At 73.1% G+C, this 23365-nt stretch carries 26 protein-coding genes and 1 pseudogene; 11 read left to right on the top strand and 16 right to left on the bottom strand.

Annotation, left to right across the window (positions count from 1 at the left end; genetic code table 11):
- The first annotated feature begins 16 nt into the window (after nucleotides 1–16).
- The 3 genes and pseudogenes from LIV55_RS12920 to LIV55_RS12910 all read left to right on the top strand — a co-directional run bounded on the left by LIV55_RS12920 (nucleotide 17) and on the right by LIV55_RS12910 (nucleotide 3783).
- A complete protein-coding gene (locus LIV55_RS12920; protein WP_308012912.1) occupies nucleotides 17–1549 on the top strand; it encodes a sodium/solute symporter in 1533 nt (510 codons plus the stop codon).
- 171 nt (nucleotides 1550–1720) lie between these two features.
- Nucleotides 1721–2050: pseudogene (locus LIV55_RS12915) on the top strand (DUF485 domain-containing protein); the annotation flags it as partial.
- Between the two features lie 95 nt (nucleotides 2051–2145).
- On the top strand, nucleotides 2146–3783 hold the full coding sequence (locus LIV55_RS12910; RefSeq protein WP_229300970.1) for a monocarboxylic acid transporter: 1638 nt from the start codon (nucleotides 2146–2148) through the stop codon (nucleotides 3781–3783).
- Between the two features lie 74 nt (nucleotides 3784–3857).
- Here the strand turns inward: LIV55_RS12910 and LIV55_RS12905 are convergent, their stop codons facing one another.
- Genes LIV55_RS12905 through LIV55_RS12895 form a run of 3 tightly spaced genes read right to left on the bottom strand, consistent with a single transcriptional unit; the run spans nucleotide 3858 to nucleotide 5748 of the window.
- Nucleotides 3858–4469 carry a CbiQ family ECF transporter T component gene (locus LIV55_RS12905; protein ID WP_229300493.1) on the bottom strand — a complete coding sequence of 204 codons (612 nt, stop codon included), beginning with the start codon at nucleotides 4467–4469 and terminating at the stop codon, nucleotides 3858–3860.
- A complete protein-coding gene (locus LIV55_RS12900; RefSeq protein ID WP_123091346.1) occupies nucleotides 4466–5155 on the bottom strand; it encodes an energy-coupling factor ABC transporter ATP-binding protein in 690 nt (229 codons plus the stop codon). Before LIV55_RS12900 ends, LIV55_RS12905 begins: the two co-directional genes overlap by 4 nt.
- Complete coding sequence (locus tag LIV55_RS12895) at nucleotides 5155–5748, bottom strand: biotin transporter BioY (protein WP_123091347.1); 594 nt, start codon at nucleotides 5746–5748, stop codon at nucleotides 5155–5157. The genes LIV55_RS12900 and LIV55_RS12895 overlap by 1 nt, the downstream gene beginning before the upstream one ends.
- Before the next feature lie 119 nt (nucleotides 5749–5867).
- On the opposite strand from LIV55_RS12895, the gene LIV55_RS12890 reads away from it, so the two are divergent.
- Nucleotides 5868–6470 (top strand): TetR/AcrR family transcriptional regulator C-terminal domain-containing protein, encoded by a 603-nt coding sequence (locus tag LIV55_RS12890; RefSeq protein ID WP_229300491.1) that lies wholly within the window; start codon nucleotides 5868–5870, stop codon nucleotides 6468–6470.
- On the opposite strand, the gene LIV55_RS12885 is transcribed toward LIV55_RS12890, so the two are convergent.
- The 6 genes from LIV55_RS12885 to LIV55_RS12860 all read right to left on the bottom strand — a co-directional run bounded on the left by LIV55_RS12885 (nucleotide 6458) and on the right by LIV55_RS12860 (nucleotide 11580).
- Nucleotides 6458–6925: a hypothetical protein gene (locus LIV55_RS12885; protein WP_229300489.1), complete on the bottom strand. Its 468-nt coding sequence runs from the start codon at nucleotides 6923–6925 to the stop codon at nucleotides 6458–6460. The genes LIV55_RS12890 and LIV55_RS12885 overlap by 13 nt on opposite strands.
- 9 nt (nucleotides 6926–6934) lie before the next feature.
- The gene (locus tag LIV55_RS12880; RefSeq protein WP_201465429.1) at nucleotides 6935–7861 is read right to left on the bottom strand and encodes a phenylalanine 4-monooxygenase; all 927 of its coding nucleotides are present in this window, start codon (nucleotides 7859–7861) and stop codon (nucleotides 6935–6937) included.
- A gap of 298 nt (nucleotides 7862–8159) precedes the next feature.
- Nucleotides 8160–8549 (bottom strand): universal stress protein, encoded by a 390-nt coding sequence (locus LIV55_RS12875; RefSeq protein WP_068272911.1) that lies wholly within the window; start codon nucleotides 8547–8549, stop codon nucleotides 8160–8162.
- A 9-nt stretch (nucleotides 8550–8558) separates the two neighbouring features.
- Complete coding sequence (locus LIV55_RS12870) at nucleotides 8559–10052, bottom strand: tripartite tricarboxylate transporter permease (protein ID WP_068272908.1); 1494 nt, start codon at nucleotides 10050–10052, stop codon at nucleotides 8559–8561.
- Nucleotides 10053–10063: 11 nt separating this feature from the next.
- Nucleotides 10064–10606, bottom strand: coding sequence for a tripartite tricarboxylate transporter TctB family protein (locus LIV55_RS12865; protein ID WP_123091352.1), 543 nt, complete (start codon nucleotides 10604–10606; stop codon nucleotides 10064–10066).
- The gene (locus LIV55_RS12860; RefSeq protein ID WP_229300487.1) at nucleotides 10603–11580 is read right to left on the bottom strand and encodes a Bug family tripartite tricarboxylate transporter substrate binding protein; all 978 of its coding nucleotides are present in this window, start codon (nucleotides 11578–11580) and stop codon (nucleotides 10603–10605) included. Before LIV55_RS12860 ends, LIV55_RS12865 begins: the two co-directional genes overlap by 4 nt.
- A gap of 365 nt (nucleotides 11581–11945) precedes the next feature.
- On the opposite strand from LIV55_RS12860, the gene acs reads away from it, so the two are divergent.
- Nucleotides 11946–13886 (top strand): acetate--CoA ligase, encoded by a 1941-nt coding sequence (gene acs, locus LIV55_RS12855; RefSeq protein WP_229300485.1) that lies wholly within the window; start codon nucleotides 11946–11948, stop codon nucleotides 13884–13886.
- Nucleotides 13887–13968: 82 nt separating this feature from the next.
- Here acs and LIV55_RS12850 read toward each other — a convergent pair whose 3' ends face one another.
- A complete protein-coding gene (locus LIV55_RS12850; RefSeq protein WP_123091354.1) occupies nucleotides 13969–14148 on the bottom strand; it encodes a hypothetical protein in 180 nt (59 codons plus the stop codon).
- Nucleotides 14149–14302: 154 nt separating this feature from the next.
- Between LIV55_RS12850 and LIV55_RS12845 the strand changes: the two genes are divergently transcribed.
- From LIV55_RS12845 to LIV55_RS12835, 3 genes are all read left to right on the top strand, one after another.
- Entirely contained in the window at nucleotides 14303–15127 is an 825-nt protein-coding gene (locus LIV55_RS12845) for a glycerophosphodiester phosphodiesterase family protein (RefSeq protein WP_229300483.1), read from the top strand.
- Between the two features lie 83 nt (nucleotides 15128–15210).
- Nucleotides 15211–15657 (top strand): phage holin family protein, encoded by a 447-nt coding sequence (locus LIV55_RS12840; RefSeq protein ID WP_083968659.1) that lies wholly within the window; start codon nucleotides 15211–15213, stop codon nucleotides 15655–15657.
- A gap of 107 nt (nucleotides 15658–15764) precedes the next feature.
- Entirely contained in the window at nucleotides 15765–16580 is an 816-nt protein-coding gene (locus LIV55_RS12835) for an alpha/beta fold hydrolase (RefSeq protein ID WP_229300481.1), read from the top strand.
- 27 nt (nucleotides 16581–16607) lie between these two features.
- On the opposite strand, the gene LIV55_RS12830 is transcribed toward LIV55_RS12835, so the two are convergent.
- Complete coding sequence (locus LIV55_RS12830) at nucleotides 16608–17282, bottom strand: NUDIX hydrolase (RefSeq protein ID WP_068272891.1); 675 nt, start codon at nucleotides 17280–17282, stop codon at nucleotides 16608–16610.
- Nucleotides 17279–17998, bottom strand: a complete 720-nt coding sequence (gene nth / locus LIV55_RS12825) for an endonuclease III (protein ID WP_224766759.1) — start codon at nucleotides 17996–17998, stop codon at nucleotides 17279–17281. Before nth ends, LIV55_RS12830 begins: the two co-directional genes overlap by 4 nt.
- A 50-nt stretch (nucleotides 17999–18048) precedes the next feature.
- On the opposite strand from nth, the gene LIV55_RS12820 reads away from it, so the two are divergent.
- Nucleotides 18049–18726: a Crp/Fnr family transcriptional regulator gene (locus LIV55_RS12820; protein WP_068272886.1), complete on the top strand. Its 678-nt coding sequence runs from the start codon at nucleotides 18049–18051 to the stop codon at nucleotides 18724–18726.
- A 239-nt stretch (nucleotides 18727–18965) separates the two neighbouring features.
- Here the strand turns inward: LIV55_RS12820 and LIV55_RS12815 are convergent, their stop codons facing one another.
- The 4 genes from LIV55_RS12815 to sp36 are packed head-to-tail and all read right to left on the bottom strand — an operon-like array spanning nucleotide 18966 to nucleotide 21220.
- The gene (locus tag LIV55_RS12815) at nucleotides 18966–19775 is read right to left on the bottom strand and encodes an MBL fold metallo-hydrolase (RefSeq protein ID WP_372456521.1); all 810 of its coding nucleotides are present in this window, start codon (nucleotides 19773–19775) and stop codon (nucleotides 18966–18968) included.
- Nucleotides 19772–20587: an NUDIX hydrolase gene (locus tag LIV55_RS12810; RefSeq protein WP_229300479.1), complete on the bottom strand. Its 816-nt coding sequence runs from the start codon at nucleotides 20585–20587 to the stop codon at nucleotides 19772–19774. The genes LIV55_RS12815 and LIV55_RS12810 overlap by 4 nt, the downstream gene beginning before the upstream one ends.
- Nucleotides 20588–20594: 7 nt before the next feature.
- Nucleotides 20595–21062 (bottom strand): RidA family protein, encoded by a 468-nt coding sequence (locus LIV55_RS12805; RefSeq protein WP_229300477.1) that lies wholly within the window; start codon nucleotides 21060–21062, stop codon nucleotides 20595–20597.
- Nucleotides 21062–21220: a Sp36 family protein gene (sp36, locus tag LIV55_RS12800; RefSeq protein WP_123091359.1), complete on the bottom strand. Its 159-nt coding sequence runs from the start codon at nucleotides 21218–21220 to the stop codon at nucleotides 21062–21064. The genes LIV55_RS12805 and sp36 overlap by 1 nt, the downstream gene beginning before the upstream one ends.
- A 43-nt stretch (nucleotides 21221–21263) precedes the next feature.
- Between sp36 and LIV55_RS12795 the strand changes: the two genes are divergently transcribed.
- Both LIV55_RS12795 and LIV55_RS12790 read left to right on the top strand, forming a co-directional pair.
- Nucleotides 21264–22244, top strand: coding sequence for an ArsA-related P-loop ATPase (locus tag LIV55_RS12795; protein WP_229300476.1), 981 nt, complete (start codon nucleotides 21264–21266; stop codon nucleotides 22242–22244).
- A complete protein-coding gene (locus tag LIV55_RS12790; RefSeq protein WP_229300474.1) occupies nucleotides 22241–23365 on the top strand; it encodes an ArsA family ATPase in 1125 nt (374 codons plus the stop codon). The genes LIV55_RS12795 and LIV55_RS12790 overlap by 4 nt, the downstream gene beginning before the upstream one ends.

Genomic DNA, 23365 nt, shown 5'->3' with positions numbered 1-23365 from the left:
GCGACGGGGTGGTGCGGTGCGCCTGACCGAGGTGGCGACGGGGGCGAGCCTGCCCAGCGTCGGCGCCATCGTCCTCGTGTGCGTCGCGACGCTGACGCTGGGCGTCCTCGGCATGCGCCTGGCCCGCGGCACGAGCGACTTCTACGTCGCGGGGCGGGCGGTGAGCCCGTGGCGCAACGCGAGCGCCATCGGCGGCGAGTACCTCTCGGCCGCGAGCTACCTGGGGGTCGCCGGTCTCGTCTACACCCAGGGCGCCGACATGCTGTGGCTCCCGGTCGGCTACACCATCGGCTACCTCGTCCTCCTCGTCCTCGTCGCGGCCCCCCTTCGCCGGTCGGGCGCCTACACGCTGCCCGACTTCGCCGAGGTCCGGCTGCGCTCCCAGCCCGTGCGCCTGCTGAGCGCCGGTCTCGTCGTCGGCATCGGCTGGCTCTACCTCCTGCCGCAGATGCAGGGGGCCGGGCTCGCGCTGCAGCACGTGAGCGGGCTGCCGACGTGGGTCGGCGGGGTCGTCGTCGCCGCCGTCATCACCGCGGGCGTCGTCGGCGGCGGCATGCGCTCGATCACCCTCGTCCAGGCCTTCCAGTACTGGATCAAGCTCTCGGCGATCGCCGTGCCCGCCTTCGTCCTCGTCTTCGTCTGGCTGCGCGACGGCGCCCCCTCCCCCGTGGCGGACGACCACTGGTGGGAGCCGCTCACCGGCCCGCGCGAGGACCACCGGCTCTACACGACGTACAGCACCCTGCTCGCCCTGTGCCTGGGCACGATGGGTCTGCCCCACATCGTCGTGCGCTTCTACACCAACCCCGACGGCCGGGCCGCCCGCCGCACGACCGTGGCCGTGCTCGCCCTGCTCGGCCTCTTCTACGTCTTCCCACCGGTCTACGGCGTGCTGGGCCGCGTGTACCTGCCGGCCGGCGGGGTGCGCGCGGACGAGGTCGTCCTCGGCCTGCCCCAGGCCGTCGTCCCGGGCCTGAGCGCCGACGTGCTCACCGCGATGCTCGCCGGCGGGGCCTTCGCCGCCTTCCTCTCCACCGCGTCCGGGCTCGCCCTGTCCGTCGCCGGTGCCCTCGACCAGGACGTCCTGCGCCGCGTCGTGCTGCGGCGCACCGCCGGTGACGCGCACCCGGTCCAGACCTTCCGCGTCGCCGCGGTCGTCGGCGTCCTCGTGCCGCTCGTCATCAGCCAGCTCGTCGACCCCGTCGGCATCTCGCTCGCCGTCGGCCACGCCTTCGCCATCGCCGCCTCGACCTTCGCCCCGCTCGTCATCCTCGGTGTGTGGTGGCGCCGGCTCACCCCGCCCGGCGCGGCCGCCGGCATCCTCGTCGGCGGCGCCTGCTCGATCGGTGCGGCGAGCCTGAACATCCTCGGGGGCGGCACGAGCGGCTGGTCGGGCCCCCTGCTCGAGGCGCCCGCGGCGTGGTCCGCTCCCCTGGCGGTCGTCGTCATGATCGGCATCTCGCTGGCGACGCCGCGCTCGGTGCCGACCGCGACGGCGTCGGTCATGGCCCGGCTGCACACCCCCGAGGCCGTGCTCCCCGACCGCTGAGCGCGTCGGACCGACCGCTCGTCGCCGGCCCACCAGCCGCACGGCGTGCGGCGGCGCCCACCGGGCGCGCCACGCGCCGCAGCAGGAGACACGGACCTGCCCTCGCCGTCAGGGTGAGCCCAGCCGCGCACGCCGATGTGCGCGCGTCACCCACACCCGGAGGTGATCCCCATGAGCAACGAGGCTCATGATCTCGGCGAGCGCTACATCGCCGTCCAGGAGTCGAAGGAGTTCGCCGACCTGCGGCGCAGCTTCCGAGGCTTCGTCTTCCCCGTCACCGCGTTCTTCATCACGTGGTACTTCGCCTACGTGCTCCTGTCGATCTTCGCCCCGGGCTTCATGGGCACGAAGGTCGCCGGCAACGTGACGATCGGCCTGATCTTCGGCCTGCTCCAGTTCGTCACGACCTTCGCGATCACCTTCGCGTACGCCCGCTGGGCCAACCGCACCTTCGACCCGAAGGCCGACGCCGTCGGCGCGATGATGGAGCAGGGCGCGAGCCGCGACTTCGAGGGCTCGGGCGACTGGGCCCCGGGTGACGTCGAGCGCGCGCTCGAGGCCGAGCGCCTCGACGACAAGGACCGCAGGTGAGCACCGTGATCGCACTGACCCCCGTCGCCGCCACCTCGGTCGGCAACCCGACCCTCAACATCTCGATCTTCGCCGTCTTCGTCCTCGTGACGCTGACCATCGTCATCAAGGTCGCGGGCGGCAAGAAGACCGCCGGTCAGATGTACACCGGCGGCGCGTCCTTCTCGGGTCGCCAGAACGGCATCGCCATCGCCGGTGACTACCTCTCGGCGGCGTCCTTCCTCGGCATCGCCGGCGCCATCGCGCTGCAGGGCTACGACGGCTTCCTGTACTCCATCGGCTTCCTCGTCGCCTGGCTCGTCGCGCTGCTGCTCGTCGCCGAGCTCATGCGCAACACCGGCCGCTTCACCATGGCCGACGTCCTGTCCTACCGCCTGCGCCAGCGCCCCATCCGGGTCGCCGCAGCCACCTCGGTGCTCGCGGTCTCCTTCTTCTACCTCCTCGCGCAGATGGCCGGCGCCGGCGGCCTCGTCTCGCTCCTCCTCGGCGTCGACGGCGCGGCCGCGCAGAACATCGTCATCGCCGTCGTCGGCGTCGTGATGATCGCCTACGTGATGATCGGCGGCATGAAGGGCACCACCTGGGTGCAGATCATCAAGGCCGTCCTGCTCATCACCGCGACGGCGATCATGACCGTCTGGGTGCTCGGCAAGTTCGGCTTCAACCTCTCCTCGCTCATGCAGCAGGCCGTGGACCGCAACCCCGCGGCCGGCGAGAAGCTCCTCACCCCGGGGCTGAAGTACGGGATCAACACGACGACGAAGATCGACTTCATCTCGCTCTCGCTCGCCCTCGTGCTCGGCACCGCGGGTCTGCCGCACGTCCTGCAGCGCTTCTACACCGTCCCGACGAGCCGCCAGGCCCGCAAGTCGGTGGAGTGGGCGATCTGGCTCATCGGTGGCTTCTACCTGCTGACGCTCGTCATCGGCTACGGCGCCGGCGCCCTCGTCGGCCCGGAGGAGATCGCCAACGCCCCGGGCAAGGCCAACGCGGCGGCACCGCTGCTCGCCAACGCCCTCGGCGGATCGGTCCTGCTCGGCATCGTCTCGGGCATCGCCTTCGCGACGATCCTCGCGGTGGTCGCCGGTCTGACGATCACGACGAGCGCGACCTTCGCCCACGACCTGTACAACCAGGTCTTCAAGAACGGCAAGGCCACCTCCGAGCAGGAGGTCAAGGTGGCGCGCTACGCGGCCCTCGGCGGCGGCATCATCGCGATCCTCGGCGGCATGCTCGCCAAGGACCAGAACGTCGCCTTCCTCGTGGCGCTGGCCTTCGCCGTCGCCGCGAGCGCGAACCTCCCGACCATCCTCTACAGCCTCTTCTGGCGTCGCTTCAACACCCGCGGCGCGCTGTGGTCGATGTACGGCGGTCTCATCTCCGCGATCGGCCTGATCGTCTTCAGCCCGGTCGTCTCCGGCAAGCCGGTCGACCCGCTGACGGGCAAGAGCCCGTCGATGCTCCAGGGCGTCGACTTCCACCTCTTCCCGCTCGACAACCCGGGCCTCGTCTCCATCCCGCTGGGCTTCTTCCTCGGCTGGCTGGGCACGGTGACGAGCCGCGAGTTCAACCGCGCGAAGTACGCCGAGATGGAGGTGCGCAGCCTCACCGGTCACGGCGTGGCCGAGGCGATCGAGCACTGATCGGCCCTGCGTCGACCGGCGAAGGGGGAGGCCACGGCCTCCCCCTTCGTCGTGCCCGCGGCAGGTCGGGCGGGTCAGTCGTCGCCGATGCCGCGGGCGTGGAGGGCCTCGCCGGTCGCGTGCGCGTCGGCGACGACCCGGACGACGAAGGGGGTGAGCCGGGCGCGCAGGTCGCGCTCGAGACCGCGGGCGAGGGCGGCGTCGCGGGTCTCGTGGGCCAGGTCGACGATCGCGGGGACCGCCCGGAGCACGAGCGAGCAGGCGAGGGCGACCCGCTCGGCGTCGACGCCGAGCGGGCGAAGGGGGCGCAGCACCCGGACGAGGGTGTCGAGCATCGCGTCGACGGGGGTGGTCGTCGTGAGGACCCCGGCGAGGACGACGAGGGCGAGCAGGTCGCCGACCGTCTCGACCGCGCGCGGCCACCCGGACTGCACGACGAGCCAGCCACCGAGCAGCACGGCGACGAGGACGAGGCCCCGCAGGCTGCGCCCGAGCTCGCGCAGCGGGGTGCGCGCGAGCACGGCGAGGGCCAGCGCGACCACGAGCGTGACCACCGCGAGCTGCCAGCTGCGCACGACCGCGAGGACGAGGCTGACGACGACCAGGGCGAGCAGCTTCGCGCCCGCCGGGGTCCGGTGGAGCACGGTCCGGCCCGGGCGGTGCGCCCCGAGGAGCAGAGTGCTCACGCGGTGCGCCGGTAGTGCTCGACGACCTCGGCCGCCTCGCCGTCGGCGGCGACCCGCCCGTCGCGCACGAGCAGGGCGCGGTCGCAGCGCGCGGCGAGCTCGAGGTCGTGGGTGACGAGCAGCAGCTGCTGCGGCAGGCCGAGGAGCACCTCGGCGACGTGCCGGGCGTTGCCGAGGTCGAGCAGGGTCGTCGGCTCGTCGGCCACGAGCACGTCGGGCCGGGTCGCCAGGACGCTGGCCAGGGCGAGCAGCTGGGCCTGGCCCCCGGAGAGGGCGTGGACGCTGCGGTCGTGCAGGTCCTCGAGACCGAAGCCGCGCAGCGCCTCGCGCGCCGCCTCGGCCCGGGCGTGCTTGTCGCGGTGCGAGCGGCGCAGCGACAGGGCGACGTCCTCCCCCGCCGTCGGCATGACGAGCTGGGCCCGCGGGTCGGTGAAGGCGAAGGCCACCCGGCGCCTCACCTCGCGGCCGTGCTCGGCGACGTCGAGGTCGTCGACGCGCACGGTGCCGCTGCTCGCGGGGACGAGACCGTTGACGAGCCGCGCCATCGTCGACTTGCCGGCGCCGTTGGGCCCGACGAGCGCGACCCGGCGCTCGGCGAGCACCACGCTCGTGTCGTGCAGCGCGACGATCTCGCCGTCGGCGGTCGTGCGCCGCACGCTCACCCCGTCGAGGGTGATGCGGGCCATCAGGCGCCGCGGCGCAGCAGCGCCGGGAAGGCGCGGTGCACGGCGGCCGCGACGAGCGCCGTCGCGACGAGCTTGACGAGGTCGCCGGGCACGAAGACGACGTCGACGGCGGCGGCGGCCGACCAGGAGAGGTCCGCGCGCAGGTGCAGCCCGACGATGCCGAGGACGTGGAGGACGACGAGGGCGGGGATCCCCGCGGCGGCGACGAGGACCGGCTGGGTCGCGCGCCCGCGACGGGCGAGGCGCTCGACGAGCAGACCGCAGGTCGCGACGGCGAGGACCATGCCGACGAGGTAACCGCCGGTGGGCCCGGCGAAGACCCCCAGCCCCGCCTTGCCGCCCGCGAAGACCGGCATGCCGATCGCGCCGACGGCCATCCACAGCAGGACGGCGAGGACACCGCGCCGGGCCCCGAGCACGGCACCGGCGAGCAGGACCCCGAAGGTCTGCAGGGTGATCGGCGCGAAGGTCGAGACGTTGATCGCCGGGAGGATCGAGCACACCGCGACGAGCGCGGCGAAGGAGGCGACGAGCGCCAGGTCGACGGTGGTGGAGCGCGCCTGCACCGGCGACTTCGAGAGGGTGGTCATCATCTGCCTGTCGGTTGGCTGAACGGCGTTCAGTCGGGGGTGAACGGCGTTCAGGCTAGAGTCACCGGAGCGCGGCGTCAACGCGGCGCGCACCCGCCCGCGACCCAGCCGAAGGGGGACCCGTGCCCGCAGCGACCCGACGCCCGGTCCGTCGCCGCGCCGACGTCGTCGCCGCGGCGCTGGACCTCCTGGCCCGGGTCGGGCTGCCGGACCTCACGATGCGCGCCCTCGGCGCCGAGCTCGGGGTGCAGCAGAGCGCGATCTACCACCACGTCGAGAGCAAGCAGGCCCTCCTCGGCGCCGTCGCCGACGAGATCCTCGCCCGCGGGCCCCGTCGACGTCCGCGGGCCGACGACGGGCCGCTCGACGTCCTGCGGCTGCGCTGCGAGGACGTCCGCGCCGCGGTGCTCGCCTACCCCGACGGCGCCGACGTCGTCATGAGCATGTGGGCCTTCGGCCTGGGCGGGCGCTCCCCGGTCGCCGAGGTCGACGCGCTGCTCGAGTCCGCGGGCGTGCCGGCCGAGCACGTGACGACGGCCGGGCGCACGGTGCTGCACTTCGTCTACGGGCACGCCTACGACGAGCAGTCCCGCGCCCAGGCGGCCCGGGCCGGCATCGTCACGGCCGACGCCCCGGCCGACTTCGCCACCGGCCTGGGCATCGTGCTCGCCGGGGTGCGGGCGCTGGTCGAGGACGGCCGAGCGGGCGGGTCTCAGCCGGGCTGATCGCCCTCGTCGCCCTCGACGGGGCGGGCCTCGTGACCGGCCTTCCCGTGGGTGCGCCGGTCCTCCTTCATCTCCGCCTCGAAGAGGTGCCGCCGCCCCTCGACGAGCTCCTCGCGCAGCTCGCGCTCGACCCGGCGGAAGGTCTCGTAGTAGCCGTCGTCGTACTCCTCGACGATCTGGAAGCTCCAGCGCCCGTGGAGCACGTTGCGCCCGACCATCTCGCGCTCGACCCGGTCGGCGAGCTCGCCGTGACCGGCCTCGCGCAGCGCGTCCACCCCTTCGCCGAGGGTCAGGTCGGCCGTGCCGCTCATCCGGTGGAAGGTGTAGAGGTGGCCGCGGGCCACCTCGACGGCCTCGAGCGCCTCGGAGATCTTGCCCAGCGCCGTGACCGTCGCGTCGTCGACGCCCTCCGGCCGCTCGTGCTGCGGGTCGGGGCGGTCCTCGGCGCTCGTCATAGCACCAACCTAGGCGTGCGCGACCTCTCCGAGCAGGCCTCGGCGCCGGGCTTCTGCACGCAGCCGCTCGCACGCCTCGTCATCGGCGCTGTCGAAGAAGGCACCGACGACGTCCTCGAGGTGACCGAGGTCGTGGGCGGCGAAGAGGACCGGCTGGTAGGCCGTGATGTCGTAGTTCAGCGTGCCCATGTCGGCGAGGTCGAGCTCGCGGATCTCCATGTGCGCGTACTCGTCCATCTCGCCGTAGCTCGACAGGATCCCGGCGCCGTAGGCCTTGAGGTCGCCGTCCTCGTGCATGACCCCGAACTCCATGGAGAACCAGAAGACGTCGGCGACGAGCTTGGCCGCGGTCTCGCTCTCCATGCGCGTCAGTGCCGCGCCGGCCGCCTGCGTGATCGCGGCGAAGCGGGGGCTGGCGAGCTGGTTCCCGTGACCGATGACCTCGTGGATGATGTCCGGCTCGGGCGTGTAGAGCGGGCGGCTCGCGTGGCGCAGGTACTGCGTCGAGCTGAAGGTGCTCCGACCGAGGTCTCCGTAGAAGTCGCGCAGCGGCACCAGACCGGGGGCGGCGATGTAGGACCAGCCGGTGAGCGGCTCGAGCCGCTCCCCCACCTCGTGCAGCTGGGGCACGTGGTCGGTCGGCAGGCCGAGGGCGGACTTCGCCGAGAGGTACTCGGAGTGCGCGTGACGCTCGTGCTTCGCGGCGAGCTCCGCGCTCACGACGCGCCAGATCTCGTGCTCGGCGTCGGTGTAGTCGATGGTGGGCAGCGGCGCACCGCCGGCCCGGTCCCAGGTGAGCGCGGCGGCGGCGATCTCGCCACGGCGCCGCAGGTACTCGGGGTCGTCCTTGCCCGGGTGCGAGTCGGCGAGGTGGACCTCGACGCTCCCGTCGTCGTGCATCGTCACGGGCGAGTACAGCTGGCCGTCCTCGAACATCGCAGTCCTCCTCGCCGGTCACGCCGTCGTGACCTCATCGGTGGGGTGCACCGTGCCACTCCTGGACGATCTGCGCGAGTGTGCGCGAGTTCGGTGGTCAGGTTGACCAGGGTGGGGCGAAGGGGGAGCCGCTGCGGCTGGTCACGGTGACCAGGCCGGGTGGCGTGCGCGCCCGGACGCGCGCGGACCCGCCGCAGACCGTCCCTGCGACGGGTCCGGGCGTGACCGCGTGCCGGCTACCACGCAGTACTGGTCGTGATCACGACCAGTACTGCGCCGTAGCTCGCGCTCTGCGATCTCAGACGTGGACGGCGAGCACCGGCACGGTCGCGTCGAGCAGGATGCGCTGCGAGACGCTGCCGAGGACGAGCTTGCCGACGGGGGTGCGCCGGCGCAGGCCGATGACGACGAGCTCGGCACCGAGCTCGCGAGCACGGTCGACGACGATGTCGGCCGGGTCGCCCGAGAGGTCGCGCTCGATCTCGTGCTCCACCCCGGCCTCGGCGAGGCGGGCGTCGAGCAGCGGCGCGTCGCTGTCGGAGAGGTAGCGCGGGTCGACGAGCGCCTCCCCCTTCGTCGCGTTGACGACGACGAGGCGGGCCGAGCGCAGCCCGGCCTCCTCGATGGCTCGCTCGAGGGCGGCCTCGCCCTGCTCGTTGGGGGTGTAGGCGACAACGATGGTGGGCATGGGGCCTCCTCAGGCCTCGGTGGTCGGACGACGACGGCGGCTGAGCACGACGGGGATGACGAGCAGCAGCGCGATGGCGATGTAGACGACGACCGCGACGGGCTCGCCGACGAGCGTCCCCCAGTCACCGCCGCTCAGCTGGAGCGACTTGCGCAGCTCGAGCTCGAGGCGAGGGCCGAGGATGACACCGATGATGAGCGGCAGCACGGGCAGCCCGAAGCGGCGCATGAGCAGCCCGAGCAGACCGAAGACGAGCAGCAGCGCGAGGTCGAAGGCCTGGAGGTTGACCGCGTACGCGCCGAGCGAGGCGAAGAAGAGGATCCCCGCGTAGAGGTAGGGCCGGGGGGTGCGCAGCAGCTTCGCCCACACCGGCGCGAGCGGCAGGTTGAGCACGAGCAGCATCGTGTTGGCGATGAAGAGCGAGGCGATGAGGCCCCAGATGAGCGTCGGGTTCGAGGTGAAGAGCCCCGGCCCCGGCTCGATGCCGTAGCTCTCGAGGGAGCCGAGCATGATCGCCGCGGTCGCGTTGACCGGCAGGCCGATCGCGAGCATCGGGACGAGCGTGCCCGCCGCCGACGCGTTGTTCGCGGCCTCGGGGCCGGCGACGCCCTCGATGGCGCCCTTGCCGAACTCCTCCGGGTGCTTCGAGAGCTTGCGCTCGGTGATGTAGGACAGCAGCGTCGGCACCTCGGCACCACCGGCGGGCAGCGCGCCGAAGGGGAACCCGAAGGCGGTGCCGCGCAGCCACGGCTTCCACGAACGGGCCCAGTCGCTGCGGGCCATCCAGGGGCGTCCGACGGGGATGATCTCCGCCGGCGCCCGGCGCAGGTTGGCCGCGACCCAGAGCATCTCGCCGACGGCGAAGATCGCCACCGCGACGACGACGATGTCGATGCCGTCGCTCAGCAGGGGCAGGCCGAGGGTCATGCGCGACTGGCCGGTGAGCTTGTCGACACCGACGAGCCCGATCGACAGACCGAGGAAGAGCGAGGTCATCCCGCGCAGCTTGCTCGCGCCGAGCACCGAGGTCACGGCGACCATCGCGAGCACCATGAGCGCGAAGTACGAGGGCGAGCCGAGGTTGACCGCGACCCGGGCGATGAAGGGCGCGCACAGGACGATGAGCAGGGTGCCGATCGTGCCGGCGAGGAAGGAGCCGATCGCGGCGGTCGCCAGGGCCTGGGCGGCGCGGCCGGCCTTGGCCATCTTGTTGCCCTCGATCGCGGTGATGACCGAGCTCGACTCACCGGGGGTGTTGAGCAGGATCGAGGTCGTCGAGCCGCCGTACATGCCGCCGTAGTAGATGCCGGCGAACATGATGAGCGCGCTCTCCGGCGCGACGGAGTAGGTGACCGGCAGGAGCAGCGCGATCGACATGGCCGGGCCGATGCCCGGGAGCACGCCGACGGCGGTGCCGAGGAGCACGCCGATGGCGGCGTACATGAGGTTCTGGGGCGTCAGCGCGGTGCTGAAGCCGTCCATGAGCAGGTTGAGGGTGTCCATGCGGCGTCCTGTCAGAGGATCCCGTCGAGCACACCGGGGGGAAGCGGCACCCCGAGCCCGACGTAGAAGGCGTACCAGGAGCCGACCGACAGGACGGCTCCGATGGCGAGGTCACGCACCGGCGTGCGGGACCCGATGATCCACGCACCGCCGGCGAAGAGCAGGGCGCCGGTGATGGCCCAGCCCAGGAAGTCGATGAGCAGGACGTTGAGTGCGACGAGGGCGACGAGCTGGACGACCGTCGGCCAGTGCGCACCGCCCTCGAGGTCGACGTCCTCACCGGCCTCCTCCTCGCCGCGCTCGCCGCGCAGGATCGAGACCGTGTAGAGGGCGGCGAGCACGAGCAGGCCGATCCCCACGAAGAGGGCGAAGAAGCGCGGGCCGAGGGGGTCTCCCCCTTCGAAGCCGGCGACGACGTCCCAGGTGCTGATGATCATGTACAGACCGAGGACGACGAGCACCGCCACGACGACGAGCTGGCCGAGGTCACGCTCCCCCGTCCGCGCGGGCTGCTCGGACGTCGTCGTGACGTCCGCCGGGTCGTTCGTGCTCATACCAGCCCCAGTTCCTTGAGGGTCGTCTCGACGCGGGTGTCCTGCTCCTGCAGGAAGGTGCCGAAGTCGTCGCCGGTGACGAACCGGTCGGTCCACTGACGCAGCTTGAGCACCTCGCCCCAGGCGGGCTCGTCGTGCATCGTCGTGAGCAGCTCGATGAACTCCGCCTGGCGGTCGGCGGGCAGCCCGGGCGGGCCGATGATGCCGCGCCAGTTGGTGAACTCGAGGTCGATGTCGCTCTGCTTGAGGGTCGGGGCGTCGAGACCCTCGACGGCCTTCGCGCCGGAGACGGCGAGGACGCGCAGCTGCCCCTCCTCGACCTCCTTGTCGAACTCGGTCGCGCCGGAGGCCGCGATGTCGACCTTGCCGCCGAGCAGCGCCGGGAGCATGTCGCCGCCGCCGTCGTAAGGGGTGTAGCTCACCTGGCGGGCGGGGATGTCCAGCGCCTGGGCGAGCTGCATCGGGAAGAGGTGGTCCGGGCCACCCGGCGAGGAGCCGCCGCCGACGCTGACCTTGCCCGGGTCCTTCGTCCACGCCGTGACGAGGTCGTCGATGGTGGCGAAGGGGGAGTCCGCCGGCACGTAGATGGCCTCGGCGTCCTCGATGAGCTGGGCGATGGGGGTGGCGCGACCGACGGTCGCGTCGGACTTGTTCGTCCGCACCGCACCGACGACCCCGAGGCCCATCGTCATCATGAGGTCGGTGGCCTCGGCGTTGTTGATGAGCTGGGCCATCGCCACGGTGCCGGAGGCACCGGTGACGTTGAAGACCTCGAAGCGCGCGGTGAGATCGGCGTCCTCCAGGGTCTTCACCGCTGCGCGACCGGTCTCGTCGTACCCGCCTCCGGGCTTGTTGGGGATCATCATCCGCAGCCGCTCGGGGCCGCCCTCCTCGCGGCGGGTGACCCCGCACGCCGCGAGCGGCGCAGCGAGTCCTGCAAGCAGGAGGCTGCGTCGGGCTATCTGTCCAGACATGCGGGACATCGTGCACCAAAGGGTGACCCCCGTCACCTCGAGTCCACGCCAGTGGCAACCCCCCGGTCACATGGTCGAGATGTGCCCCCGAGCCCCGGCCTGCTCACCGGTCGAGGTGCGAGCGCCGGCGCCGTCTTCGCTGGTCGAGGTGCGAGCGCCAGCCCTGTCCTGAGGTGCGACGAAGGAGCCTCGAAGGGGAGCCTCGAGACCACCCCGACGGGGCGTCAGGGCCGCTGGGCGCGCCGGGCGGTCCGCCCGTCGCCCGGGGCCGAGACCGTGTTGTGCGCTCGCCGGGAGGCGCGGCAGGGTTAGGCCAGCACACTGACGCCGTGCCGACCGGGCACGGGACTCAACGAGGAGGACACGTGTCGGACAGCTACGCACCGAGCGCAGAGCTCACCGCGCAGGCCAACGGGCAGGCGGACCTGTTCGATCAGGCCGAGGCCGACTTCGAGGGCTTCTGGGCCGCGCAGGCCCGCGAGCGGATCACCTGGTCGAAGGACTTCGACCAGACCCTGGACTGGAGCGGCGCCCCCTTCGCGAAGTGGTTCGTCGGCGGCGAGCTCAACGCGTCCGTCAACTGCGTCGACCGGCACGTCGACGCGGGCAACGGCGAGCGGGTGGCCATCCACTTCGAGGGCGAAGGGGGAGACACCCGCACGATCACCTACGCCGACCTCCAGCGCGAGGTGGCCAAGACCGCCAACGCGCTCGTCGAGCTCGGCGTCGGCACCGGTGACCGGGTCGCGATCTACCTCCCGATGATCCCCGAGGCCGTCTTCGCGATGCTCGCCTGCGCGCGTCTCGGCGCCCCGCACTCGGTCGTCTTCGGCGGCTTCTCCGCCGAGGCCCTGCACACCCGCATCGCGGACGCCGACGCCCGCGTCGTCATCACCGCCGACGGACAGTTCCGCCGCGGCAAGCCCGCGCCGCTCAAGGCTGCGGTCGACGCCGCGATCGACCACGGCGACGACGAGAGCCCGGTCGAGAAGGTCCTCGTCGTCCAGCGCACGAAGGGCGACGTCGAGTGGACCGAGGGCCGCGACGTGTGGTGGCACGAGCTCGTCGAGCGCCAGGCCGACACCCACGAGGCGCAGGCCTTCGACTCCGAGCACCCGCTCTTCATCCTCTACACCTCGGGCACGACCGGGAAGCCGAAGGGCATCTTCCACACGACCGGTGGCTACCTCACCCAGGCGGCGTACACGAACTCCGTCGTCCACGACCTGCACCCGGAGACCGACGTCTACTGGTGCACCGCGGACATCGGCTGGGTCACCGGCCACAGCTACATCGTCTACGGGCCGCTCGCCAACGGCGCGACCCAGGTCATCTACGAGGGCACCCCGGACACCCCGCACCAGGGCCGCTGGTGGGAGATCGTGCAGAAGTACGGCGTCTCGATCCTCTACACGGCGCCGACGGCGATCCGCACCTTCATGAAGTGGGGCGACGACATCCCCGCGAGCTACGACCTCTCCTCGCTGCGCGTCCTCGGCTCCGTCGGCGAGCCGATCAACCCCGAGGCCTGGCGCTGGTACCGCGAGCACATCGGCGGCGGCTCGGCCCCGATCGTCGACACGTGGTGGCAGACCGAGACGGGCGCGATCATGATCAGCCCGCTGCCGGGCGTCACCTCGCTCGAGCCCGGCTCGGCGCAGCGTCCGATCCCCGGCATCAGCGCCGAGATCCTCGACGACGAGGGCAAGCCCTTCACCGAGCCCGAGAAGGTCGGCTACCTCGTCCTCACCAAGCCGTGGCCGTCGATGCTGCGCGGCATCTGGGGTGACGAGGAGCGCTACAAGGAGACGTACTGGAGCCGCTTCGGCCCGAAGTACTACTTCGCGGGCGACGGCGCGAAGTACGACGAGGACGGCAACATCTGGCTGCTCGGCCGCGTCGACGACGTCATGAACGTCTCGGGCCACCGCCTCTCGACGGCCGAGATCGAGTCGGCGCTCGTCTCGCACCCCGCGGTCGCCGAGGCGGCGGTCGTCGGCGCCAACGACGAGACGACCGGCCAGGCCCCCGTCGCCTTCGTCATCCTGCGCGGCGACGCCGCTCAGCGCGCGGAGGAGGAGGGCGACGCCCTCGTTCAGGAGCTGCGCAACCACGTCGGCAAGGAGATCGGGCCGATCGCCAAGCCGCGCCAGGTCCTCGTCGTGCCCGAGCTGCCCAAGACCCGCTCGGGCAAGATCATGCGCCGCCTGCTCAAGGACGTCGCCGAGAACCGCGAGGTCGGCGACGTGACGACCCTCGCCGACTCCTCGGTCATGGGCCAGATCCAGGACGGCCTGAAGAAGTAGCCCCGCCGAGGTATGGCAGAAGGCCCCGATCCGTCACCGGGTCGGGGCCTTCTGCCATACCTCGCGGGTGCTCGGGGGCGGGTCAGGACGGGTGGGCCTCGGGCCCCTCCGGCGCGCTCTCGTCGTCGGCGTGCTCGGAGTACGAGGTCTCGGCCCGGGTGGGCTGGTCCTCGCCCGGACCCGGCTGCGGCGGCTGGGGTGCCTCCGTGTCGTCCGCGTGCTCGGAGTAGGCGGTCTCGTGCTGCTCGGGGCGCTCGCTCATGGCGCTCTCCTGCCGTCGGTGGGTGGTCTCGTCAGTCAACCACCGCCACGACGGGGTGGTCCGTGCGAGCAGGTGCCGAACCCTGGGTGAACTCCTCGGTGACCGAGGGCGAAGGGGTGGCGCCTCCCCCTTCGCGCCCGGGAGCATGAGTGCCATGAGCGGCCTTGTCCCGCGGTACGGAGATCAGCACGCCCCCCTGACGATCGCGCACCGCGGGGGCGCCGCGCTGGCCCCCGAGAACACCCTCGCCGCCTTCGGCCGCTCCGTCGCGCTCGGCGTGCGTTACCTCGAGACCGACGTGCGGCTCACCGCCGACGGCGAGCTCATGTGCTTCCACGACGAGGGCCTGCAGCGCGTGACGACCGGCTCCGGCCCCTTCGCCCAGCGCACCCGCGCGGAGCTCGACGCGGTGCTCGTCCGCGGCGCCGACGGCACCCTGGCCCACATCCCCTCGCTGGCCGAGGCCCTCGAGGCCTTCCCCGAGGCGTGCTTCACCGTCGACCTCAAGGACCGCGCGGCGATCGCGCCGATGGCGCGGCTGCTGCGGCGCGAGGACTACGGGCGGCGCGTGTGCGTCGCCGGCGCCTGGGACGGCTGGCTCGAGCTGCTGCGCTCGCAGGCGCCGCACGTGCAGACTGCGCTCGGGTGGCGCTCGCTGACGACGCTCATCTCGACGAGCCGCGCGGGCGCCCCGGTCCCCGCCCGGCTCGTCCAGGGACGCTTCGCCCACGTGCCGCTCCACCTCGGCAGGGTGCCCGTCCACTCCGCCGCGCTCGTGCGCCGCGCCGCCCGCCTCGGCGTGCGGGTCGTCGTGTGGACCGTCGACGACCCCGCGCAGATGCACCACCTGCTCGACATGGGTGTCGACGGGCTCATCAGCGACCGCCCGGACGTGCTCCGCGAGGTGATGATCGAGCGCGGGTCGTGGCCGGGAGAAGGCCGGATCGGCTGGCCCGACGAGGTGGGGGCTCGCGGGTAGGGTTGCGCCGAAGACAGGACGGACCGCGGTCCGTCGCACGCACGACCTCACGCCAGGAGAGAGCCTTGGGCACCCTCGACCGCATGGACCACGATCGCCACGAGACCATCGACCGCTCGGCGCGTCGGCTCGTCGGCGAGCCCGCCCCCGGTGAGGGCGAGCGCACCGTCGGCCAGCTCGTCGCCGACGTCAGCCACGACGTCTCCGCCATCGTGCGCAACGAGATCCAGCTCGCGAAGTCGGAGGTCACCGCCGGCCTGAAGATCGGCGGCAAGGGCGCCGGCCTGCTCGGCGCGGCGGCCTTCATCGGCCTGCTCGGCCTCATCTTCCTCTTCCACACCATCGCCCAGGTCATCGCGATCTGGCTGCCGGTGTGGGCGGGCTACCTCATCACGACCGCGCTGCTCTTCGTCGTCGCCGGGGTCCTCGGGCTCGTCGGCTACAAGACGGTGACCAAGGCCAAGCCGGTGCCGAAGAAGGCGATCCGCAACGCGCAGGAGACCGTCGAGGCGATCAAGCCGGGGCGCTGAGCACGCCTGACTCCCAGGCGGCTCTCGTCGAGGGTCCCTGGGAGCACCGCTTCGTCGCCGCCAACGGCGCGCGCTTCCACCTCGCCGTCGCCGGGCGCGGGCCCCTCGTGCTGCTCCTGCACGGCTTCCCGCAGTTCTGGTGGGCCTGGCGCGCGCAGATCCCGGCGCTGGCGCAGGCCGGGTACCGCGTCGCCGCGCTCGACCTGCGCGGCTTCGGCGCCTCCGACAAGCCACCCGGCGGGTACGACCCGCTCACCGTGTGCGACGACGTCGCGGCCGTCATCCGCTCTCTCGGGGCGTCGGAGGCGGTGATCGTCGGTCACGGTCTCGGCGGCAGCATGGCCTGGTCGATGCCGGGCATGCACCCCCGCGTCACCACCGCCGTCGCCTCGCTCGGCATGCCCCACCCCGCGGTCTTCCGGGCCGCCGCGTGGCGGATCGGTCGTCACCGCCAGGCGACGATCTACGCCCGGGCGCTCGGCTCCCCCTTCGCCCCCGACCGGTGGATCTCGGGCACCCGGACCGTCGAGCAGCACCTGCGCCAGTGGTCCGGCCCGCAGCAGGACTGGCTCGACGACGAGGTCGTCTCCCGGTGCGCCGAGATGATGACCCTGCCCTTCGTCGAGCACGCCGCTGACGAGTACCACTCGTGGATGGTGCGCTCACGGGTCACGCCGAACGGCTGGCGCTACATGCACCGCATCAAGGCGCCGATCACCGTGCCGGTGCTCTCGGTGCACGGGCAGGAGGACCCCGCGGTCCTGCCCTCGCTCGCCAACGACAGCGCCCGCTTCGTGCGCGGGCCGCTGCAGCTCGTCACCGTGCCGGGCGCGGGGCACTTCGTGCACGAGGAGCGGCCCGCCGAGCTGACCGCCACCCTGCTGTCCTGGCTGGCCGCGGTGCGCCCGCCCGAGCCCGCCTGACCCCGAGGCCTCGTGCCTCGGGCGAGGTCAGGCGCGGCGCTCGACGAAGGGGCGCAGGTACTTCCACGGCAGCGGTCGCACGACCTCGGCGTCCCAGTCACGGGTCTGCCGACCGGCCGTGAGGAGCATGTCGAGCAGGTGGGCGGTGAAGCCCCACACGTAGAGGTCGTGGACGCCGAATCCGAAGCCCTCGTACTCGTCGCCGACCCGGACGGTGAAGCGGTTGGCGGGGTCGACGAGGTCGGCGACGGCGACGCGCTCGATGCTCGCGACCTCGACCGGGGACGCGACGTGCAGCTCATGCGGCTCGCGCCACCAGGCGAGCACCGGGGTCACGGAGTTGCGGCTCGGCGTGAGGTAGAGCGGGGGCAGGGTGCCGACGACGTCGACGCTCGCGGGGTCGAGGCCGACCTCCTCCTGCGCCTCGCGGATGGCCGCAGTCGGGGCGTCCTCGCCGGGGTCGACCTGCCCGCCGGGGAAGGAGACCTGGCTCGCGTGCGACCGCAGCTCGGCGGAGCGCTCGGTGAGGACGACCTCGACGACCGGGTCGTCGGGGTCGCTGCCGGGGCGCGGGCCGAGGAGCATGAGGACCGCCGAGCTGCGGCCGGGGTCGTCCGGCGGGGCGAAGCGGGTGAACCACTCGGGCAAGTCGTCCAGGATGCTCGGGACGATCTGCTCGACCCATGCGGGGGGCCGGCTCATGCGTCCTTCTTCGGGGCGAGCTCGTACTTGAGCAGCTTCTCCGCCTTCGCCGGGTCGGTCTCGCCGTCGCCGTAGGACGGGCAGATGCGCGCGACGGGGCAGGCCCCGCACGCGGGCTTGCGGGCGTGGCAGGTGCGTCGGCCGTGGAAGATGAGGACGTGGCTGAGCATCGTCCAGTCGCGCCGGGGGAAGATCGCGCCGATCTCCTGCTCGACGACGACGGGGTCGCTCTCGTCGGTCCAGCCCAGCCGCCGGGCGACCCGGCCGAAGTGGGTGTCGACGGTGATGCCCGGCACCCCGAAGGCGTTGCCGAGCACGACGTTGGCGGTCTTGCGCCCCACGCCCGGGAGCTTGACCAGCTCGTCGAGCCGCCCGGGCACCTCACCGCCGTGGTCGGCGACGAGCGCCTGGCCCAGACCGATGACGGAGCGCGTCTTGGCCCGGTAGAAGCCGGTCGGGCGCAGGATCTCCTCCATCTCCTCCGGGACGGCCGCAGCGAGGTCGGCAGCGGTCGGGTAGCGGCGGAAGAGCACCGGCGTCACCTTGTTGACCCCGACGTCCGTCGTCTGCGCCGAGAGGATCGTCGCGACGAGCAGCTGGAGCGGCGTCTCGAAGTCGAGCTCGCAGTGGGCGTAGGGGTATCGGTCGTGGAGCAGGCGGTACCCCTTGCGCGCGCGGCGGGTCCGGGCGAGGGGCGTCTCGAGGGGCGCAGACACATCTCGCACACTACGGGCCGCCACCGACGGTGCATGGCACACTGCCCGGTGTGGACCTCGAAGCAGTGCGACGCGCCCCTCTCTTCGCGACCCTCGACGACGAGGCAGCCCGCGAGATCATGTCCTCGATGGACGCGTTCCGGATGGAGCGCGGCGACGTCCTCTTCCACGAGGGCGACCAGGGCGACCGGCTCTACGTCATCACCGAGGGCAAGATCAAGCTCGGCTGCACGAGCACCGACGGCCGCGAGAACCTCCTGGCGATCCTCGGCCCCGGCGAGATGTTCGGTGAGCTCAGCCTCTTCGACCCCGGCCCCCGCACCGCGACGGCCACGGCGGTCGCCGAGACCCAGCTCATCGGTCTCGGCAACGACCAGCTGCGCCAGCTGCTCGGCAACCACCCGCGCATCGCGGTGACCCTCCTCGCCGCGCTCGCCCGTCGTCTGCGCCGCACGAACGAGAACCTCGCCGACCTCGTCTTCACCGACGTGCCCGGTCGTGTGGCCAAGGCGCTGCTCGAGCTGAGCCAGCGCTTCGGCCGCCCCGTCGAGGAGGGCGTCATGGTCGCCCACGACCTCACCCAGGAGGAGCTCGCCCAGCTCGTCGGCGCCTCCCGCGAGACGGTCAACAAGGCCCTCGCCGACTTCGCCTCCCGCGGCTGGCTGCGTCTCGAGGCCCGCGCCGTCCTCCTCCAGGACGTCGAGCGCCTCAAGCGCCGCGCCCGCTGATCGGTCGTCCCTCGCTGGTCGAGGTGCGACGAGTCCTTCGCTGGTCGAGGTGCGACGAAGGAGCCTCGAGACCACGTCGCCCGCTCGCACCCCTTCGCCACCCCCGCTGACACCCCCTTCGTGACCCCCGCCTACCCACCCGTATGTGGGGTGATCACCCCACATACGGGTGGGTAGGCGGGGTCGAGGGGGGCGGGGTCCGGCGAGCCCGAGCGGGGCGAAGGGGGACCAGCCCTGCGCTACCGCCCCTGCAGGTAGGCGAGCTGAGCCAGGACGGACATCCGCGCGGCGGGCCACACGGACCGGTCGACGTCGGCGTAGACCCGCTCGACGACCGCGTCCGCGCCGTCCGCCCCGTCGGCGAGCGCCGCCCGCACCTGCTCGAGCCGCTCGGCACGGTGCACCCGGTAGAAGTCGACCATCGCCGACGCGTCGGGCACCGTGGGCCCGTGCCCAGGCAGGATCGAGGTCACCGCTCCCCCGCCGGTGAGCGCCGCGATCCGCTCGAGCGACCCGAGGTAGGCCTCGAGCTCTCCGTCGGGGTACGCGACGACGGTGGTGCCCCGGCCGAGCACCGTGTCGCCGGTGAGCAGCGCATGGTCGGCCGCGAGGGCGAAGGACACGGAGTCCGAGGTGTGCCCGGGGGTGGCGACGACGCGCAGCTCGACACCACCGGCGTCGAGGACGTCTCCGTCGGCGAGGTCGTCGTGCCCTCTCCCGACCGCCCGCACCCCCGCTCCGGTGAGACGGGCGAGCCGCGGCGCCCCCTCGCTGTGGTCGTGGTGGCCGTGCGTGAGCACGACCTGCGTGATCCGGGCACCGAGCGCGGCGACGTGGTCGACGACGCGCTGCTGGTGGGCCGCGTCGTCCTCACCGGGGTCGACGACGAGCGCGCTGCTCGACCCGGGCGCCATGACGACCCAGGTGTTCGTGCCGTCGAGGGTCATCGGCCCGGGGTTGCCCTGCAGCAGGCAGTACGCGTGAGAGCTGACCTGGCCGCCGGTCCACTGCCCGAAGGGGGCGGAGGGCTGCGGCGCGGTGGCGCTCACGGCAGCTCGGCGCGCATGACGGTCCCGGCGCCGGTGTCGACGAGCACGGGCATGACCGGCGCGATCGCCGGCCGCTCCCCCAGCGCCCGCGAGACCGAGCCCGCGGCCTGCAGCTGCTCGAGGCACACGATCGTCGGCGGCATGAGCCGGGCCTCGCCCGCCTCGGCGGCGGCGAGGACGTCCTGCGGTCGCACCCACTCGGCGCGGTCGGCCTCGGTCGTCTCGCCGTCGGGCTCCTGCCCGGGCGGCACCTCGGCGACGAAGAAGCGGGTGTCGTAGCGCCGGGGCTCGATCTCGGGCGTGATCCAGTGCGCGCGGTACCCGAGCAGGTCGGAGCGCAGCCGCAGACCGGCCCCGCCGAGCAGCTCGGCGAAGCTCAGCTCGCGCCCGACGAGGGCCTGGCGGGCCCGGGCCGCCGCGTCGGCGCCGCCGAGCCGCTCGACCGGGTCGGACCCCTCGTCGTCACCGGCGAGGAGCACGCCCGTCTCCTCGAAGACCTCGCGCGCCGCGGCCGCGACGAGCGCGCGCACCTCGTCGGGCGGGCAGTCCATCGTGCGGGCCCAGTCGTCGACGTCCGGACCGGCCCACGGGAGGTCGTCCGTCGCGTCGCGCAGGTCGACCCCACCGCCGGGGAAGACGTGCATCGACGGCGCGAAGGCCATCGTGCTCACCCGCCGCAGCATGAAGACCTCGAGCCCGTGCGCGCCGTCGCGCAGGAGCATGACGGTCGCGGCCTGGCGCACCGGGGCCGGGTCGACCGGCACCTCGAGCAGCTCGCGACCCGCGGCGAAGGGGAAGTCCCGGGTCGTCATCGACGGCTCACGAGATGCGCACGCAGACCTCGACCTCGACGCTGGCGCCGAGCGGGAGCACGGCGACCCCGACCGCCGACCGGGCGTGCCGCCCGGCGTCGCCGAAGACCTCGGCGAGCAGGTCGCTCGCGCCGTTGACGACCCCCGGCTGCCCGGTGAAGCCGGGATCGCTCGAGACGAATCCGACGACCTTGACGACCTGCTCCACCCGGTCGAGGTCGACGACGGAGGCGACGGCCGCGATGGCGTTGATCGCGCACGTGCGCGCCATCTCCTGCGCCGCGGCCGGGCTGACGAGCCCGGCGCCCTCGCCGACCTGACCGGTCTGCGGCAGCTCGCCGCCGACGACGGGCAGCTGACCGGAGGTGTAGACGTGCTCGCCGCTGATGACGGCCGGCTGGTAGGAGCCGGCGGGCGTCGCGGCCTCGGGCAGGTCGATGCCGAGCTCGGCGAGGCGGTCGGCGACCCGACCCATCACTGGCCCTTGGGTCGCTTGAGGTAGGCCACGAGACCGTTGCCGTCGGGGCCGGCGACGACCTGGACGAGCTCCCAGCCGTCCTCGCCCCACTGGTCGAGGATCTGCTTGGTGGCATGGATCATGAGCGGCACGGTCGCGTACTCCCACTGGGTCATGCCGCCACCCTAGCGACGCCCTCGCGCCGTCTACGCTGCGGAGGTGCCCTCGAGACCGCAGCGACCTCAGGTCGGCCTGCACGTCGTCACCGGCAAGGGGGGCACCGGCAAGTCGACGACCGCCGCAGCCCTCGCTCTCGCCCTGGCGAAGGGGGGTCGCCGGGTCCTCGCGGTCGAGGTCGAGGGACGTGACGCCCTGGCCCGCCTGCTCGACGTCGCGCCCGGCGAGGGCGAGCGTCCGGCGCTGACGACGGAGGCCGGCGGATCGGTGCACGTCCTCGACGTCGACGCCCGCACCGCGCTGCACGACTACCTCCGCCTCAAGGTGCGGGTGCCCGGGGCCGCGCGCGTGCTCACCGCGGTCGGGGCGGTCGACTTCGCGACCGCGGTCGCCCCCGGCGTCCGCGACGTGCTCGTCCTCGGCGCGATCCACGAGGCCGCCGGGCGCCAGCGGGCGGGGCGGGACGGCCCCCACTACGACGTCGTCGTCCTCGACGCCCCGCCGACCGGTCGCGTCGCGCGCTTCCTCGGCGCACCGGGGCAGACCACCGTCATGGTGCGCAGCGGCCCGGTGCGGCGGCAGGCCGAGCGCGTGCTCTCCTGGCTGCGCGGCCCGGGCACGCAGGTGCACCTCGTCGCCCTGCTCGAGGAGCTGCCCGTGCAGGAGAGCCTCGAGTCCGGCGCCGAGCTCGCCGCAGGGGGCTGGCCGCTCGGCTCGGTGCTCGTCTCCCGCTGGCAGGACCCCGTCCTCGACGAAGGGGGACGAGCCGCCGCCCGGTCCGACGCGGCCGTGGGCGAGCTCGCCGACGACCTGTCCAGAGCAGGTCTCGACCTCGGCGCAGGCGCGGTGAGCGCCCTGCACCGCGAGCTGCTGGAGCGCGTCGAGCGCGACGAGGACCGGGTCGCGCTGCGCGCCCGGCTCGACGACCTCGGGCGCGAGGTGATCCCCCTTCGCCATCTCGGTGAGGAGGTCGAGCGCGACGACCTCGACCGGCTGGTCGACGACCTCGAGGTGCTGACGTGAGCGGACCCCTCGGCGACGTCCTCGAGGACCCGTCGGTGCGCGTCGTCGTGTGCTGCGGGGCCGGCGGCGTCGGCAAGACGACGACCGCCGCCGCCCTCGGCGTCCGGGCGGCGCGGCAGGGACGTCGGGTCGTCGTGCTCACCATCGACCCCTCGCGACGGCTCGCCCAGGCCCTCGGCGCCGACCCCTCGAGCAGCGAGCCGCACCCGGTCACCGGGCTCGTGGGCGACGGCTCCCCCGGCAGCCTCGACGTGCTCGTGCTCGACATGCGCCGGACCTTCGACGACCTCGTGCGCCAGCACGCGGGTCCTCACCGTGCCGCCGCGATCCTCGGCCACCCCCTCTACGAGAGCCTGTCGACCTCGCTCGCCGGCACGCAGGAGTACATGGCCGTCGAGCGCATCGGGCAGCTGCGCGAGGAGATGACGCGCACCGGGCGCTGGGACCTGCTCGTCGTCGACACCCCGCCGTCGCGCTCCGCGCTGGAGTTCCTCGACGCGCCCGCGCGGCTCGGCCGCTTCCTCGACGGCCGGCTGCTGCGGGTGCTGTCCGCCCCCGCGCGAGCCGGCGGCCGTCTCGGCCGGAAGGTCGCCGGGCAGGGCATCGCGCTCGGACGCGGGGTGGTCTCCGCGGTGCTCGGCCCCTCGCTCGTCGGTGACGTGCAGACCCTGCTCGGGGCGCTGGACACGGTGCTCGGCGGCTTCCGCGAGCGCGCCGACGCGACGTACGCGGCGCTGACCTCGCCGACGACCGCCTGGGTCGTCGTCGGGGCACCCGACGACGCCTCCGTCGTCGAGAGCCGCCGCCTGCTCGCCCGGCTGGCCGACGACGAGGTGCGACCGCGGGCTCTCGTCGTCAACCGGGTCGTGCGCGCCACCTCGACGGTGGGCACCGGAGAGGCGCTCGTCGCCGCTGACGCGGTCGAGACCGATCTGGGCCGGGCCGCCCTCGCGGTCCACGTGGAGCGGACCCGGAGGGCGCGGCGCCACGCGAGCGTCCTGCGCACGCTGCGAGACCTCGTCGCGGACGAGCAGGTGCCGGTCGTCGTCGTCCCCGACTCCCCCCACGACGCAGATGACGTCCAGGCCCTCGACGAGCTCGCTCACCACCTGGTGCGCTGA

The organism is Janibacter melonis (assembly GCF_020567375.1).
In the GTDB taxonomy this organism is placed as follows: domain Bacteria; phylum Actinomycetota; class Actinomycetes; order Actinomycetales; family Dermatophilaceae; genus Marihabitans; species Marihabitans melonis.
Note: the sequence above shows the minus strand (reverse complement) of the source record. Positions and strands in the feature narration are given on the sequence as shown.

Bases quoted from the DNA above. Each gene is read 5' to 3' on its own strand.
- LIV55_RS12880 (WP_201465429.1), bottom strand. From the start codon at position 7,861: ATGTTCGAGGACGGCCAGCTGTACTCGCCCGTGACGATGCACGACGAC.
- LIV55_RS12875 (WP_068272911.1), bottom strand. From the start codon at position 8,549: ATGCCCACCATCGTTGTCGCCTACACCCCCAACGAGCAGGGCGAGGCC.
- LIV55_RS12840 (WP_083968659.1), top strand. From the start codon at position 15,211: ATGGACCACGATCGCCACGAGACCATCGACCGCTCGGCGCGTCGGCTC.
- LIV55_RS12830 (WP_068272891.1), bottom strand. From the start codon at position 17,282: ATGAGCCGGCCCCCCGCATGGGTCGAGCAGATCGTCCCGAGCATCCTG.
- LIV55_RS12860 (WP_229300487.1), bottom strand. From the start codon at position 11,580: ATGTCTGGACAGATAGCCCGACGCAGCCTCCTGCTTGCAGGACTCGCT.
- LIV55_RS12885 (WP_229300489.1), bottom strand. From the start codon at position 6,925: ATGACGAGCGCCGAGGACCGCCCCGACCCGCAGCACGAGCGGCCGGAG.
- LIV55_RS12845 (WP_229300483.1), top strand. From the start codon at position 14,303: ATGAGCGGCCTTGTCCCGCGGTACGGAGATCAGCACGCCCCCCTGACG.
- LIV55_RS12900 (WP_123091346.1), bottom strand. From the start codon at position 5,155: ATGGCCCGCATCACCCTCGACGGGGTGAGCGTGCGGCGCACGACCGCC.
- LIV55_RS12850 (WP_123091354.1), bottom strand. From the start codon at position 14,148: ATGAGCGAGCGCCCCGAGCAGCACGAGACCGCCTACTCCGAGCACGCG.
- LIV55_RS12865 (WP_123091352.1), bottom strand. From the start codon at position 10,606: ATGAGCACGAACGACCCGGCGGACGTCACGACGACGTCCGAGCAGCCC.
- LIV55_RS12870 (WP_068272908.1), bottom strand. From the start codon at position 10,052: ATGGACACCCTCAACCTGCTCATGGACGGCTTCAGCACCGCGCTGACG.
- LIV55_RS12810 (WP_229300479.1), bottom strand. From the start codon at position 20,587: ATGACGACCCGGGACTTCCCCTTCGCCGCGGGTCGCGAGCTGCTCGAG.
- sp36 (WP_123091359.1), bottom strand. From the start codon at position 21,220: ATGACCCAGTGGGAGTACGCGACCGTGCCGCTCATGATCCATGCCACC.
- LIV55_RS12805 (WP_229300477.1), bottom strand. From the start codon at position 21,062: ATGGGTCGGGTCGCCGACCGCCTCGCCGAGCTCGGCATCGACCTGCCC.
- LIV55_RS12895 (WP_123091347.1), bottom strand. From the start codon at position 5,748: ATGATGACCACCCTCTCGAAGTCGCCGGTGCAGGCGCGCTCCACCACC.